The sequence below is a fragment of the Streptomyces sp. NPDC001204 genome (assembly GCF_053598035.1).
On record NZ_JBSFJL010000001.1, the window covers coordinates 326,192 to 340,024 of the forward strand.

General features: G+C 72.4%; 14 protein-coding genes. 3 read left to right on the top strand and 11 right to left on the bottom strand.

The window, feature by feature from the left end:
* The first annotated feature begins 22 nt into the window (after positions 1–22).
* Positions 23–874, top strand: a complete 852-nt coding sequence (locus tag ACWC91_RS01495) for a transglutaminase family protein (RefSeq protein WP_225075432.1) — start codon at positions 23–25, stop codon at positions 872–874.
* A 51-nt stretch (positions 875–925) separates the two neighbouring features.
* Here the strand turns inward: ACWC91_RS01495 and ACWC91_RS01500 are convergent, their stop codons facing one another.
* The 8 genes from ACWC91_RS01500 to mshB all read right to left on the bottom strand — a co-directional run bounded on the left by ACWC91_RS01500 (position 926) and on the right by mshB (position 8,559).
* A complete protein-coding gene (locus ACWC91_RS01500; RefSeq protein WP_450644160.1) occupies positions 926–1,540 on the bottom strand; it encodes a response regulator transcription factor in 615 nt (204 codons plus the stop codon).
* Positions 1,537–2,748 carry a sensor histidine kinase gene (locus ACWC91_RS01505; protein WP_450644158.1) on the bottom strand — a complete coding sequence of 404 codons (1,212 nt, stop codon included), beginning with the start codon at positions 2,746–2,748 and terminating at the stop codon, positions 1,537–1,539. The genes ACWC91_RS01500 and ACWC91_RS01505 overlap by 4 nt, the downstream gene beginning before the upstream one ends.
* Positions 2,745–3,485 carry an ABC transporter permease gene (locus ACWC91_RS01510; RefSeq protein ID WP_225075430.1) on the bottom strand — a complete coding sequence of 247 codons (741 nt, stop codon included), beginning with the start codon at positions 3,483–3,485 and terminating at the stop codon, positions 2,745–2,747. The genes ACWC91_RS01505 and ACWC91_RS01510 overlap by 4 nt, the downstream gene beginning before the upstream one ends.
* Positions 3,482–4,411: an ABC transporter ATP-binding protein gene (locus ACWC91_RS01515; RefSeq protein WP_225075429.1), complete on the bottom strand. Its 930-nt coding sequence runs from the start codon at positions 4,409–4,411 to the stop codon at positions 3,482–3,484. Before ACWC91_RS01515 ends, ACWC91_RS01510 begins: the two co-directional genes overlap by 4 nt.
* Positions 4,412–4,565: 154 nt before the next feature.
* Complete coding sequence (locus ACWC91_RS01520; RefSeq protein WP_450644155.1) at positions 4,566–4,811, bottom strand: hypothetical protein; 246 nt, start codon at positions 4,809–4,811, stop codon at positions 4,566–4,568.
* Between the two features lie 53 nt (positions 4,812–4,864).
* Complete coding sequence (locus tag ACWC91_RS01525; RefSeq protein WP_450725755.1) at positions 4,865–7,072, bottom strand: hypothetical protein; 2,208 nt, start codon at positions 7,070–7,072, stop codon at positions 4,865–4,867.
* A gap of 159 nt (positions 7,073–7,231) precedes the next feature.
* The gene (locus tag ACWC91_RS01530) at positions 7,232–7,648 is read right to left on the bottom strand and encodes a DUF6113 family protein (protein ID WP_376501518.1); all 417 of its coding nucleotides are present in this window, start codon (positions 7,646–7,648) and stop codon (positions 7,232–7,234) included.
* Positions 7,645–8,559 carry an N-acetyl-1-D-myo-inositol-2-amino-2-deoxy-alpha-D-glucopyranoside deacetylase gene (mshB, locus tag ACWC91_RS01535; protein WP_376501517.1) on the bottom strand — a complete coding sequence of 305 codons (915 nt, stop codon included), beginning with the start codon at positions 8,557–8,559 and terminating at the stop codon, positions 7,645–7,647. The genes ACWC91_RS01530 and mshB overlap by 4 nt, the downstream gene beginning before the upstream one ends.
* A 93-nt stretch (positions 8,560–8,652) precedes the next feature.
* Between mshB and ACWC91_RS01540 the strand changes: the two genes are divergently transcribed.
* Positions 8,653–9,099 carry a hypothetical protein gene (locus tag ACWC91_RS01540; RefSeq protein WP_225075425.1) on the top strand — a complete coding sequence of 149 codons (447 nt, stop codon included), beginning with the start codon at positions 8,653–8,655 and terminating at the stop codon, positions 9,097–9,099.
* Positions 9,100–9,166: 67 nt separating this feature from the next.
* Here the strand turns inward: ACWC91_RS01540 and ACWC91_RS01545 are convergent, their stop codons facing one another.
* Complete coding sequence (locus tag ACWC91_RS01545; RefSeq protein ID WP_030419064.1) at positions 9,167–9,361, bottom strand: hypothetical protein; 195 nt, start codon at positions 9,359–9,361, stop codon at positions 9,167–9,169.
* 198 nt (positions 9,362–9,559) lie between these two features.
* On the opposite strand from ACWC91_RS01545, the gene ACWC91_RS01550 reads away from it, so the two are divergent.
* Positions 9,560–11,689: a S9 family peptidase gene (locus ACWC91_RS01550; protein WP_376501515.1), complete on the top strand. Its 2,130-nt coding sequence runs from the start codon at positions 9,560–9,562 to the stop codon at positions 11,687–11,689.
* Between the two features lie 82 nt (positions 11,690–11,771).
* Here ACWC91_RS01550 and ACWC91_RS01555 read toward each other — a convergent pair whose 3' ends face one another.
* Positions 11,772–12,866: an ABC transporter ATP-binding protein gene (locus ACWC91_RS01555; protein ID WP_450643553.1), complete on the bottom strand. Its 1,095-nt coding sequence runs from the start codon at positions 12,864–12,866 to the stop codon at positions 11,772–11,774.
* On the bottom strand, positions 12,847–13,833 hold the full coding sequence (locus ACWC91_RS01560) for an ABC transporter ATP-binding protein (RefSeq protein WP_450643554.1): 987 nt from the start codon (positions 13,831–13,833) through the stop codon (positions 12,847–12,849). The genes ACWC91_RS01555 and ACWC91_RS01560 overlap by 20 nt, the downstream gene beginning before the upstream one ends.

Here is a 13,833-nt window from a genome sequence, read left to right on the forward strand (position 1 = left end):
CGTGAAAGGGCACGAGCCTGCTATGCGTCCCCTGCATCCGCCGTCTCCGGAACGGTCTGCCGCGGTGCGCCGGTGGTTCGGCGAGGAGGTGCGGTCCGAGCGGCCGGACCTCGCGACGCTGTGCCTGCTGGTGGGCGCGGCGGCCGACGGGACGCTGGACGAGGCCGGCATGGACGCGGCGCAGCTGGAGCTGGACCGGCTCGCGGGACAGCTGCCGTACCGGCCGGGCGGGCCGCGGGACTGGGCGCGGGCCCTGTGCGAACTGCTCGGCGAGCGGTACGGCTTCCACGGCTCGGCGGCGGACTACCAGCGACTGGAGTCGTCCCTGTTGCACGAGGTGCTGGTGCGGCGGCGCGGGCTGCCCATCCTGCTGTCGGTGGTGTGGATGGAGGTCGCGCGGCGGGCCGGGGCGCCGGTGTACGGGGTCGCGCTGCCCGGGCACTTCGTCGTGGGGTTCGGGGAGGCCGGGGAACAGGTGCTCGCGGACCCGTTCGACGGCGGCCGGGTGCTCACGGGGGCGGACGCCGAACTGCTGGTGGTCGGGGCGACGGGCGCGCCGCTCCACCCGTCGATGCTGGTGCCCGCCTCTCCCTCGGAGGTCGTGTCCCGGATCCTGAACAACATCCGGGCCTGGGCGGCCATACGGCCCGAGCGGTCGGACGTGGCGCTGTGGGCGGTGGAGCTGTCGCTGCTGCTGCCGTCGCATCCGGCGCGGCTGCGTTACGAGCGGGCGCAGTTGCTGGTGCAGCGCGGGGACTTCGTGGGCGGGGCCCGGGAGCTGGAGTCGTACGCCGATGTGCTGGGCGCGGTGGACGAGCCCGCGGCCGAGCAGGTGCGGGGGCAGGCGCGGGCCGCGCGGGCCCTGCTGAACTGAAGCCGGGCCGGGGGCGCTCGCGCGGCCGCCCGACGTACCCGGCGCGCGCTGCTACAGCCAGCCCTTCTCCCGTGCGATGCGCACCGCCTCCGTCCTGTTGCGCACCGCGAGTTTCTGGATCGCGGTCGACAGGTAGTTGCGGACCGTGCCCTGGGACAGGTGGAGGGCCGCGGCCAGCTCGGCGTTGGTGGAGCCGTCGGCCGCGGCGCGCAGGACCTCGCGCTCCCGGTCGGTCAGCGGGTTGGCGCCCTCGGCCAGCGCCGCCGCGGCCAGCGTGGGGTCGATGACCCGCTCGCCGCCGAGCACCTTCCGTACCGCCGCGGCGAGTTGCGCGGCCGGGGCGTCCTTGACCAGGAACGCGTCCGCGCCCGCCTCCATGGCGTTGCGCAGATAGCCGGGGCGGCCGAAGGTGGTGAGTACGACCAGTTTCACCGCGGGCAGTTCCTTGTGGAGCCGGGCGGCCGCCTCGATGCCGGTGCAGCCGGGCATCTCGATGTCGAGCAGGGCCACGTCGACGCCGTGGGCGTGCGCCGCCGCCACGACCTCGTCCCCGCGCGCCACCTGGGCGACGACCTCGATGTCCTCCTCGAGGCCGAGCAGGGCGGCCAGTGCCTCGCGGACCATCGACTGGTCCTCGGCCAGGAGGACCTTGATCGTTCGGCTCATGCCGGGGATCCTACGTCCGCCGGGGAGGCGAGAGGCACCCGGGCGACGAGCCGGAAGCCCCGCCCCGCGCGCGCCGCCTCCAGTTGCCCGCCCGTCTTCTCCAGGCGCTCGGCCAGGCCCGTCAGACCGTTGCCGGGGCCCTTGCCCACGCTGCCGGAGCCGCCCGAGCCGTTGTCCTCGACGCACAGTTCCAGGAACGGCCCGTCCAGGGTCTGGCGGCGCACCAGGTCGACGGTGCACCGGGTCGCGCCGCTGTGCCGTACGACGTTGGTGATCGCCTCGCGCAGCGCCCAGGCGAGCGCGGACTCGCTCTCCTCGGGGACGTCGTGCAGGTCGGGCTCGGCGGGCACGTCGGCGGCGACGTCGGCGGCGGTCAGTGCCACCTGGGCGCCCGCCAGTTCGGCGTGCAGGCGGAGGCGGCGGTAGCCGGTGACGGCCTCCCGGACGTCGACCAGGGCCTGGCGGCTGACCTGTTCGATGTCGGCGACCTGCTGGGCCGCCTTGTCGGGGTGGTCCGGCAGCATCCGGCAGGCCAGCTCGCTCTTCAGCGTGATCAGCGAGAGCGAGTGGCCGAGCAGGTCGTGCAGGTCGCGGGCGAGCCGCAGCCGCTCCTCGTTGGCGGCGAGCTGGGCCACGGTGGCGCGGGCCTTGCGCAGGTCGACCGTGGTGCGCACGAGTTGCCGTACGCCGGTCATCGCGAAGCCGACGAGCATCACCAGCAGGAACAGGGTCCACTCGCCCTCGGCGCCCGTGTGCCGGGCGACGAGCAGCATCACGGCCGTGGTCAGCGGGATCGTCCAGTAGGCGATCCGCAGCGGGTTCGTCGCGCCGCAGGCCACGGAGACGTACACGAACAGGCCGATCCACGGCGAGCCGAGGGTCAGGCACAGCACGACGGAGAGCGCGCCGAGCGCGGCGACGAGCCAGCCGACGACCGCCCCGGAGAACGGCCGGCCCATGTTCCGGTAGACCAGCGCCAGATAGGTCCCGGTGAAGGCCACGAGGCCCGCCCAGCCGGCCGCGCTGGCGACGGCCGTGTGGGCGCCCGAGACCAGGTCGTGCACCGGCGAGCTGAGGAAGATCAGCCAGGGCAGGATCCACACCAGTTTGCGCAGCGCCTCGCCCCCGTTCCGGGGCGGTTCCCCCATGCGCATCAGCCGGTCCGCCCGGGCTTCGCCGGGCCGCGCGTCTTCCGTCACGGCGCTCACGCCTTCAGCGTGTCCTTCCGGTACAGCCAGGCCGCGCCGCCCGCGAACAGGGCGAAGAAGACGACGAGGATGGCGATGTCCTTCGCGTGCGGGGCCTGGCTCTCCTCGATCGCCCGCCCCAGTGCAGCGTACGCGTGCGTGGGCAGCCACTCGGCGATGTCCTGAAGCCACCGCGGGAAGCTGGTCGAGGGCATCCACAGACCGCCGAGCATGGACAGACCGAAGTAGATGATCATCGTGATCGGGCGGACCGCGTCCCCGGTGGCGAGGTAGCCGATGGCGACGCCGAGCGCGGCGAAGACCAGGCTGCCGGCCCAGATCGCGCCGGTGAGGGCGAGCCACTGCCAGGCCTCCAGGCGGACCTGCTTGACGGCCGCGGCGACCACGAAGACGACGACGATGGACGGCAGGCTGACCACGGCGGCGCCGGCGGTCTTGGCGAGGACGTAGCCGCGCCCGGGCAGGGGGGTGAGGCGCAGCTGCCGTACCCAGCCGCTCTCGCGCTCCTTGGCGATGCGCTCGCTGTTGCCCATGAGCACGGCGGTGAGCGCGCCGAAGGAGGCCATGGAGACCATCATGTACGTCGGGACGGTCAGGCCGGTGCCGTCGACCTTGGTGACGCCGTCCGCCTTGCCCGCGATGATCAGGAAGAGGATCGAGGGGTAGAGCACCGAGAAGAACAGGAACTTGCGGTTGCGCAGGGCGCGGGCGAGCTCCAGCCGGATCAGACTGTTCACGACTGCCTGGCCTCCTCGGCCTCGGTGATGGCGACGAAGGCCTGCTCGAGCCCGAGCCCGGCGACTTCGAGGTTGCGGGGGTAGACGCCGAGCCCGTACAGGGCGTGCACGGTCGCGTCGGCGTCGGAGGACTGGATGCGGACGGTCTGGCCGCTCACGCTCATCGAGGTCAGGAAGGGCAGATCGCGCACGGCGGCCTCGTCGATGGGGCCCTCGAGGTCGAAGGAGACGCGTCGCGCCCCCGCCTTCGCCTTGATCTCGGCGGCCGTGCCGTCGGCCAACAGCCGTCCCCGGTGCAGCACCAGCACCCGGTCGGCGATGGCGTCGGCCTCCTCCAGGTAGTGCGTGGCGAACAGGACCGCGCGGCCCTGGTCGGCCTGTTCGCGCATGGTGGCCCAGAAGGCCTGGCGGGCGGAGACGTCCATGCCGGTGGTCGGCTCGTCCAGCACGATGAGGTCGCTGTCGCCGGCGGTGGCCAGGGCGAAGCGGACGCGCTGGGCCTGCCCGCCGGAGAGCTTGTTCACCTTGCGGTCGGCGATCTGGGAGATGCCGGCCCGGGCCAGCACGTCGGCGGTCTTGTACCGCTTGGGGTGCAGGTCGCAGGCGAGCCGCACCAGTTCGGCGACGGTGACGTCCTCCATCAGCCCGCCGCTCTGCAGCATGGCGCCCACGCGCCCGGCGACGATCGCCTCGCGCGGACTGGTGCCGAAGACGCTGACGGCGCCGCTGTCGGGCTGCCGGAGGCCGAGCAGCAGGTCGAGGGTGGTCGACTTGCCGGCGCCGTTCGGGCCGAGCAGGGCCACGGTCTCGCCCGGACGCAGGGCGAGGGTCAGCCCGTCCACGGCCCGTACGTCCCCGTAACTCTTGGTCACCTGGTCGAACCCCACCACCGTGGCGGCGCCGGCTCGCTCCGCTGTTGTCGTCATGGCCGCCATGCTGGCGGACGGGCAGGGATGCCGGGCAGTGTCGCGGGTCCTGACTGGCGGATGACAGATGTCATACGGCCCCTGCAGCAGAAGAGGGCACCCGGCGGGTTCCGGGCACCCCTGACCGTGACGGCCTCTTCTCAGTCCTCGTTGTTCAGCATCCCCGTGTTCCGGTATCTATGGAATAGCTAGTACCGTCCCACCAGATTTCGCCGACCGCCGAAACACAGTTGTTCGCCGTGCCGGTCACACCGACCGGGGCAAGTGCATGCAGATTCCTGTCCGAGTCGGATTGTTGACCATGCTGACCTTGCAAGAGCAAGATCACATCATCACTGCCTTGCAAATCGCAACTCTGTTTAAGGCAGGGCTCGTTGACACCCCGAACGATCAGTTGCATACAACGAGGGGACACCCTCTGTCAGCTGGGTGCCCCCTCTGGGTCGCGCTCGATCAGCTCGGGTTCGTGTCGATGGTGGCGTCCCGGCTGCTCTTGCTCAGCAGGGCCTGCCGCAAAGCGACATATACGTCCTGGGCGGTGACGGCAGTCTTCTTCCCGGTGCCCCGGGTGATCAGCACGCCGTCGAAGGCATGCCCGTAGAGCTCCTTGAGCGCCTTCAGGTCGGGGCTGTCGACGAGCTTGCCGTTCACGGCCTTCACCCCGAGGAACTTCCACAGGGAGTTCTGCGGGCTGAACTCGATGAAGTGCGTGGCGTCCGTCCTCGCGATGACGTTGCCGGACATCGCGGGCTCCGCGAACTCCTTCATCATCCGGTCGACCTCGGCGTTCGGGACCGTCGGCTGCCGGGTGATCGTGGGCAGCTGGGCCGGCGTGGCCGTGCCCGTCTCCACCTGCGTGCGGTACGCCTGCTGGACCAGCCGGGTCGAGCCGCCGACGTCGATGCCCTTGCCCGGCTTGCCGTAGACGGCGACGGCCTTGCCGGACTGGAACTTGATGCCGCCCTCGGTCATCGACCCGTCGCCGCCCGAGACGCTCTGCAGGGCGACCTGGAGCTTCTCCTCGTCGACCGGCATCCGCGGTTCGATCACCCGGTGGTTGCCGAACAGCGAGCCGATCACCGACACGGGGTTGTAGTCGCTCGTCGCGGCCGAGCTGGCTGTGGCCTGGGTGTCGAACTGGAGCCCGGCCTGGTCGGGCTTGAGGGTGACGTTCCTGCCCTCGACCGACAGCTTCAGCGGCTGGTTCACCCGGCCGCCGAAGGCGTCGTCGAGCTTCTTGACCGCGTCGTCGCGGGTGCCGCCGCCGATGTCGACGCCGAGCACGGTGGTGCCCTTGGGCACGTCGGAGTGGTTCATCAGCAGCCCGGTGCCGTAGGCGACACCGGCGACGACGATCACGGCACCGCAGAGCAGGACGAGCTTGTTGCGGCCCTTCTTCTTGGCCTTGGGCGCGGCGGGGGCCGCGGCGGCGCTCTGCGGGGCCGGCTCGGACAGCCCCGGCGGCATGTGCGCCTGCGGCCCGCTCCAGTCGGCCTCCGGCCCGAACGGCGAGTCGGGGCCGGGCTGGATCACGGGCATGCCGCTGGTGACGGTGTTCCCGGAGACGTTGTCCGGCCGGGCGCCGTAACCGGGGGTGCCAGGCGCCGGAACCTGCTGCTGCGGGGTGAGGACCGCGGTGTCGTCGCTCAGAACGCCGCCGGAGCGCGCCATGTGCGCGCCGTGTGCACCGGCCGGGTGTCCCGCGCCCGCGGCGGGACCCGCGGGTGCGCCGACCCCGGGCGGCCGCAGCGGTCCGTCGCCGGTGACGGGGCCGCCCGTCGGGCCCGTGGGGCCCTGCGGGCCGCCCGGCACGCGGGGGGTGCCCGGACCGCCCAGGCCGCCGGTGCCGCTCGGGCCGCTTTGGCCGTCGCGTCCGCCGGGCCCGTTGTCGGAGAAGTACGCAAGGTCCTCGCGGCGCGGCTCGTCGCCGGGGCGGGGGCCGCCGGAGAGCGGGCCCGCGGCCAGCGCATCGGTGACGTCGAAGGACCCGGTGCCGCCGCCGTGGCCGGGGGCGACGGGGCCGCCGGTGACCCCGGGCAGCCCGGCGCCGTTGGTGGAGCCGGGGCGGGAGCCGTTGGCCGCGCCGGGCACGTTCATGGAGCCGACCACGCCTCCGGGGCGGGCCCCGCCGGAAGAGCCCGGAACGGAGGAGCCGGCGCCCGAGGGCCCGGGCACGGAGGTTCCCGAACCGTTCGCCGCGGGTGCGCCCGAACCGCCCGGCATTCCCTCGCCGTTGGTGGAGCCGCCGCCCTGACCGCCTTTGTTCGCCTGGGGCTTGCGGGGCGCGAACCAGTCGCTGGTCACCTTCTCCTCGGCCGGTGCCGCGGGTTCGGCGGGCGGCTCGACGGCGGCCTCGGGCGCCGGCGCGGGCGGCTGCTGGGCCTCGCCGCCGGTGTCCTGGGCGCTGTTCTCGGATCCCTCCGAGGAGACGGGCGTACGCACGACGACCGGCGGGATCGGCCGGGATCCGGGGATGTTGATCCGGATCCGGGTCGTCAGCGTGGTCTCCGTCTTGCGTTCCTCGGGCTGCGTGGCCGAACGGCCCGCGTCCGCACGGTCGTCGGAGACCGCCGGGATTCCGTACGGCGGGGTCCCCGAGGGGTAGGCGGCTCCGCCGTGCCCGTTGGGCCCGGACGACGGAGTGTCAGTTTCACGACTCAAGGCAGGTTCTCCCGATTGGCTCCGCCGCACGTTACGACCTCAGTGCGGGCGGCTCGGCGGCGCGCGCACCACCATACTGGCCACTCCGGGCCCTTATCCCAGGACCGCTGGGTAAACCCCCACAGGACACGCACCGGCCCCACGGGAAGAAGTGGTACGTCACTTGCCAAGTCGGGCGTCGCGGTCGTGCCGTTGCCGCCCCGGCGCGAGGGTGGCGCAGATCACAGCAACGGCCATGCCGCCGAGCAGAAAGAGATAGGAGCCGCTCTCGGCCGCGAAGAAGAAGTCGCCTTCGGGGCGGCTGGAGGTGAGCACGAACACGGTGATGATCCAGCCGGCCGCGCCCGCCACGGCCCCGCCCCGGCTGCGCGCGGCCCGCGCCCCGCCCAGGAACAGCCCGGCGGCGCCCGCGAGCGCGAGCAGCAGCCCGCCGGGGAACCAGGCGGCCTGCACCAGGGCGCCCGCGACCGCGACCACCGCGCCGAGCAGGAAGAGCCCGAGATACGCGGCGGCCCGCCCCGCGGAGGGCGGCTTGAGGGGCTGCGCGAGCATCGGACCCCCTCCCCCTGAACTCATGAAGCCTCCTTCTCGGCCCCGGCGAACAGATCGACCCCGGCGAACAGGTCGGTCTCCCGCTCCCCCTTCCCGGCTCCGGGTTCCCCGCGCACCAGCTCGTAGAACTCGGTGGTGAAGACCGGCTGGGCGAGCTGGTTGGACAGGGCGAAGTACGGCTCGGCCATCTCGATCTGGGTGGCGTGCGCGGCCATCGCGGCGACCTTGGCGGCGGCGTGGGCGCTGCCGTCGACCGCCGTGGTGACGCGCTCGTCGCCGACGACTCCGGGAACGTCGCCGATCGCCGCCGGCTCGTCGAACGGCAGCCCCGGCAGGTCGTCCCTCAGCCGTGCGAAGGCGGCCTCGGCGACCGGACGCGGGACGCGGTTCCAGTACACCTTGGCGATCCGCCAGGGCTCGCCGAGGTCGGGGCGTACGGCGGGATCGGCGGCCAGGTCGGCGGCGCGCATCGCGATCCGGTGGGCCTGGATGTGGTCGGGGTGGCCGTAGCCGCCGTTGTCGTCGTAGGTGACGAGGACCTGCGGGCGCACCTCCCGGATCACGGCGACGAGGTGCTCGGCGGCGCTGTCGAGGCCGGCCTGCCACAGGCAGTCCGGGTCGTCGTTGTCGGCGAGCCCCATCATCCCGGAGTCCCGGTACCGCCCGGCCCCGCCGAGCAGCCGGAAGTCCTCGACTCCGAGCTCCCGCATGGCCGCGGCCAGCTCCTGCCGCCGGTACGCCCCGAGCCCGGCCGACCCCTCCAGGTGCCGCAGCTCCTCCGGGATGACCTCGCCCAGCTCCCCGAGCGTGCAGGTCACCAGCGTCACCAGGGCGCCCTCGGCCGCGTACCGCGCCATGGTCGCGCCGTTGTTGATCGACTCGTCGTCGGGATGCGCGTGCACCAGCATCAGCCGCCGAGCGGCCCGTTCCGTCATGGGGTCAACCCTACGAGGGGCCGGGCCCCGCCCCCGGCGCGGGCCGCCGGAGTCCCGGCGAAGCTGTCATATGCATGTCGTAAGTTGGGGGGCATGTCGTCGCAGCCGCAGTACAGCGCTCCGGTCCCGCCCGCGTCACCGGCACCCACGTCTTCCCGGCGTCCCGGTGCCGTCCCGGTCGTCGCGCTTGTGGCGGGCCTTCTGGTCGGCGGGGGCGCCGTGGGCGCGGTGTGGGCTCTGAGCGATGACGGCCGGTCCACCGCGAACGCCCCGGCGGACGACGCGCGCGACGCGTGCCGCGCCCTCAGCGGATTCGACGAGTCGAAGTACGGCGCGAAGGGACCGGAGGGCGACATCGCGTTGAACCGGTTCGCCGCGGCCGGTGTGCTCTCGGCGTCGGCGGCCGCGGGCGACAAGCGGTACGAACCGCTCGCCGAGAGCATCCGGCGAGCGCAGACGCTCCATGCACAGACCTTCGGCTTCGGCAAGGAAGTGAAGGAGGAACTGGCGAAGGCACGGGACGCCTGCGGCGACCTCTGACCCTGAACCCGGTTCCGATCCGGAACCCGGCCCCGGCGGGGCCGGGCGAGCGGGGCGCCGGACGACCTCAGAACTTGAAGTTGCCGATCATCCCCGCGATGTTCGTCGTGAGTTCGCTGATCGTGGGGGCGACCGTGGAGGACGCCAGGTAGAAGCCCAGGAGCATGCACACGACCGCATGGCCGGCCTTGAGGCCCGACTTCTTGATCAGCAAGAAGACGATGATCGCCAGCAGCACCACCGCCGAAATCGAGAGTGCCACGGCGGTTCACCTCCAAAGATCCCAGGACGCGGGGGGTGTCGGGGGTATCGGGGGTCGTCGGACTATGAGGGTCAGATAAATCCACACAGCGGGCAGCAGGTTCATACCCACTATGCGCTAACGATCATAACTATCCGCACGCGCGCATCGGTCGGCGCACGGCCGCACAAGGGGGCGCATGGCCAATATGGTCATGGCATGACGACCGAGCCTGTCTCCTTCCCCCGACGGCACGCGCGCACCCAGCGGTTCACGCTCGGCGCGCCGCGCGCGTTCACCGTGGCTCCCGACGCCTCCCGCGTGGTGTTCCTGCGCTCCGGATCCGGCACCGACCGGGCCAACTCCCTTTGGGTGCTCGACCTTGGCGACGGCACGGAGCGCATGGCCGCCGACCCGCGCACCCTCCTCGGCGGCGCCTCCGAGCACCTCTCGGCCGAGGAACGGGCCCGCCGCGAACGCAGCCGCGAGGGCGGCGCGGGCATCGTCGGCTACGCCACCGACACCGCCGCGGAGCTGGCGTCTTTCGCCTTGTCAGGGCGGCTTTTCACGGCCGAGCTGCAAGCGGGTACGGCACGCGAACTGCCCGTCCCCGGACCGGTGATCGACCCTCGTCCGTCCCCCGACGGACGGCACGTCGCCTACGTCACCGACGGGACCCTGCGGGTGGTGGGTGCCGAGGGAGACGGCGACCGGGCGCTCGCCGAACCGGAGTCCGAGGGCGTCGCCTACGGCCTCGCGGAGTTCATCGCGGCCGAGGAGATGCACCGTTCCCGCGGCTTCTGGTGGGCGCCGGAGTCGGACCGGCTGCTCGCGGCGCGCGTGGACGACACGCCGGTGCGACGGTGGTGGATCTCCGATCCGGCGCATCCCGGGCGGGAGCCGAGCCGCGTCCCCTACCCGGCCGCCGGCACCCCCAACGCGGACGTACAGTTGTTCGTGTTCGGCCTGGACGGGACCCGCACGGAGGTCCTCTGGGACCGGTCCCGTTACCCGTATCTGGCTCATGCGCACTGGTCAGCGGCAGGGGCGCCACTGATTCTCGTACAGGCGCGCGACCAGCGCAGCCAGCTGTACCTGGCGGTGGACCCGGAGTCCGGCGCGACCCGTATGGTGCACGCGGACGAAGATCCAGATTGGCTTGATCTTTTCCCCGGGGTACCGTGCTGGTCCCCCTCCGGGCAGCTCGTGCGGCTCGCCGACGAGGGCGGCGCGCGGGTGCTGGCGGTCGGTGAACGACCGCTCACGGGAGCGCAGTTGCACGTGCGGGCCGTGCTGGACGTGTCGGACGACGACGTGCTGGTCTCCGCCTCGGCCGGCGAGGAGGCGGCCGAGCCGGAGACCGGTGAGGTGCACGTCTACCGGGTCAACGAACTCGGTGTGGAGCGCGTGAGCCAGGAGCCCGGTGTGCACACCGCGGTGCGCGCCGGCGGCGTGGCCGTCCTCGTCTCCGCCACGCTCGACCGGCCGGGCACCCGGGTGCGGGTGGTGCGCGAGGGCCGGACGGTGGCCACCATCCGCTCCCACGCGGAAGATCCCGGTTTGTCCCCGCGCGTGACCCTCACCCAGGGGGGCGCACGCAGAATCCCGTGCGCCGTGCTTATGCCTACGGACTACCCCCGTGACACTGCCGCCTCCGCCCCCCTGCCCGTCCTCCTCGACCCCTACGGCGGCCCGCACGGCTCCCGCGTGGCGGCCGCGCACAACGCGCACCTCACCTCCCAGTGGTTCGCCGACCAGGGCTTCGCGGTGGTCGTCGCCGACGGCCGCGGCACCCCGGGCCGCTCCCCCGCCTGGGAGAAGGCCGTCCACCACGACTTCACGGTCACCCTCGACGACCAGATCGAGGCCTTGCGGGACCTTGCCAAGACGTATCCGCTCGACCTCGGCCGGGTGGCGATCCGCGGCTGGTCCTACGGCGGCTACCTGGCCGCCCTGGCCGTACTGCGCCGCCCGGACGTCTTCCACGCGGGCATCGCGGGCGCCCCGGTCAGCGACTGGCGCCTGTACGACACCCACTACACCGAGCGGTATCTGGGCGACCCGGAGCAGGCTCCCGGGGTGTACGCCCACAGCTCCCTGGTCACCGACGACGGGCTGTCCTCGCCCGCCGAGCCGCACCGGCCGCTGATGATCGTGCACGGTCTGGCCGACGACAACGTGGTGGTCGCCCACGCCCTGCGGCTGTCCTCCGCCCTGCTCGCCGACGGGCGCCCGCACGAGGTGCTGCCGCTGTCCGGGGTCACCCACATGACTCCGCAGGAGCAGGTCGCCGAGAACCTGCTGCTGCTCCAGGTGGACTTCCTCAAACGCTCCCTCGGGCTCGGCTGAGCGCCGGCGGGACACCGCACAGGGACATGGGGCCGTGGGCGCGCGACACGCCGCCCCGGCCCCGTACGGGCCGTGAACGCGGTCACGGCGCCCTGGTGCCGCTGCCCTGTCCCCCGGTGTCCCGCTCCTCCGGCGGCACCACCTGGAGCTCCGCCGCGTAGTGGCACGCCGAGGGGTGCACCGCCGGCCCGGTGTCGTGCCGGAACTCCGCGGGCACCGCCAGCTCCGGCACCTCCAGCGTGCAGCGCTCCCGCGCCTTCCAGCAGCGGGTGCGAAAGCGGCAGCCGGAGGGGATGTTCGTCGGGGACGGCACATCTCCCGAGAGGATGATCCGCTCCCGGCGTTCCCGTGCCCCCGGGTCCGGCACGGGAACGGCGGACAGCAGCGCCTGGGTGTAGGGGTGCGTCGGATGGTCGTAGATCTGCTCGTCGGTGCCGATCTCGACGATCCGCCCGAGGTACATGACCCCCACCCGGTCGGAGATGTGCCGCACGATCGACAGGTCGTGCGCGATGAAGACGTAGGACAGGTCGAACTCGTCCTGAAGCCGCTCCATCAGGTTGATCACCTGGGCCTGCACCGAGACGTCGAGCGCGGAGACCGGCTCGTCGGCGACGATGATCTCGGGACGCAGGGCCAGTCCCCGCGCGATGCCGATGCGCTGGCGCTGGCCGCCGGAGAACTGGTGCGGATAGCGGTTGATGTACTCCGGGTTGAGGCCGACGACATCCAGCAGCTCCCGCACCCTGCGCCGCCGGTCGCCCTTGGGGGCCGCCTCGGGGTGGATCTCGTACGGCTCGCCGATGATGTCGCCCACCGTCATACGGGGGTTGAGCGAGGTGTACGGGTCCTGGAACACCATCTGGATGTTGCGGCGCACCGCCTTCAGCGCCCGGCCGGACAGCCGGGTGATGTCCTCGCCCCGGTAGCGGATCTCGCCCGCGGTGGGCCGCTCCAGGTTGCACAGCATCTTCGCGACCGTGGACTTGCCGCAGCCGGACTCGCCCACGATGCCGAGCGTTTCGCCCCGGGCCAGGGTGAAGTCGACGCCGTCGACGGCCTTGACCGCCCCGATCTGCTTCCTGAACAGGACGCCCCGGGTGAGCGGGTAGTACTTGACGAGCCCGCTGACCTCCAGGATCGGCTCGGCCGTCCGCTCAGCCGTCCGCTCTGCCATCCAGGCACTCCCTCCAGAAGTGGCAGGCGCTCGCGCGGCTTTCGGAGACCTCGTACAGGGGCGGTACGTTCGTGCGGCACACGTCCCGGGCCATGGGGCAGCGCGGGTGGAAGGCGCAACCGGGCGGGATCGCCTGGAGGTTGGGCGGCAGGCCCTTGATGGCGTAGAGCTCCCGGCCCTTGTGCCCCAGGCGCGGGATCGAGTCCAGCAGGCCCTTGGTGTACGGGTGGGCGGGCGCCTTGTAGATGTCGTGCACCGGCGCCGACTCCACGATCCGGCCCGCGTACATCACCGCGATCCGGTCGGCGACGTCGGCGACCACGCCCAGGTCGTGGGTGATGAGGACGAGCCCCATGCGGTACTCGCGTCGCAGTTCGGCGAGCAGGTCCATCACCTGGGCCTGGACGGTCACGTCGAGAGCCGTGGTCGGCTCGTCGGCGATGATGAGCGCCGGTTCCAGGGCCAGCGCCATGGCGATCATGATGCGCTGGCGCATGCCGCCGGAGAACTGGTGCGGGTAGTCGCGGACGCGCTGCCGTGCCGCCGGGATGCGCACCCGGTCCATCAGCTCCACGGCCCTGGCGCGCGCGTCCTTGCGGGACATGCCCCGGTGCACGACGAACATCTCACCGAGCTGGTCGCCGACGGTCAGCACCGGGTTCAGCGCGGACAGCGCGTCCTGGAAGATCATCGCCATCTCGGCGCCCCGGATCCGCCGCCGCTCGTCCTCCTTCAGTTGCAGCAGGTCCCTGCCGCGGAAGAGGATCCGCCCGCCGCTGATCCGGCCGGGCGGCACGTCGAGGATGCCCATGACCGCCTGCGCGGTCACGGACTTGCCGGAGCCGGACTCCCCGAGGACGGCGAGCGTCTCCCCGGAGTCCACCTCGTAGCCGACTCCGTTGACGGCGTGGACGACCCCGTCCCGGGTCCGGAACTCCACGTGCAGATCACGGACTTCGAGCAGCAT

Bases quoted from the DNA above. Each gene is read 5' to 3' on its own strand.
- ACWC91_RS01515 (WP_225075429.1), bottom strand. From the start codon at position 4,411: ATGACGACAACAGCGGAGCGAGCCGGCGCCGCCACGGTGGTGGGGTTC.
- ACWC91_RS01560 (WP_450643554.1), bottom strand. From the start codon at position 13,833: ATGCTGCTCGAAGTCCGTGATCTGCACGTGGAGTTCCGGACCCGGGAC.
- ACWC91_RS01555 (WP_450643553.1), bottom strand. From the start codon at position 12,866: ATGGCAGAGCGGACGGCTGAGCGGACGGCCGAGCCGATCCTGGAGGTC.
- ACWC91_RS01530 (WP_376501518.1), bottom strand. From the start codon at position 7,648: ATGAGTTCAGGGGGAGGGGGTCCGATGCTCGCGCAGCCCCTCAAGCCG.
- ACWC91_RS01500 (WP_450644160.1), bottom strand. From the start codon at position 1,540: ATGAGCCGAACGATCAAGGTCCTCCTGGCCGAGGACCAGTCGATGGTC.
- mshB (WP_376501517.1), bottom strand. From the start codon at position 8,559: ATGACGGAACGGGCCGCTCGGCGGCTGATGCTGGTGCACGCGCATCCC.
- ACWC91_RS01495 (WP_225075432.1), top strand. From the start codon at position 23: ATGCGTCCCCTGCATCCGCCGTCTCCGGAACGGTCTGCCGCGGTGCGC.
- ACWC91_RS01540 (WP_225075425.1), top strand. From the start codon at position 8,653: ATGTCGTCGCAGCCGCAGTACAGCGCTCCGGTCCCGCCCGCGTCACCG.
- ACWC91_RS01520 (WP_450644155.1), bottom strand. From the start codon at position 4,811: ATGCAACTGATCGTTCGGGGTGTCAACGAGCCCTGCCTTAAACAGAGT.
- ACWC91_RS01550 (WP_376501515.1), top strand. From the start codon at position 9,560: ATGACGACCGAGCCTGTCTCCTTCCCCCGACGGCACGCGCGCACCCAG.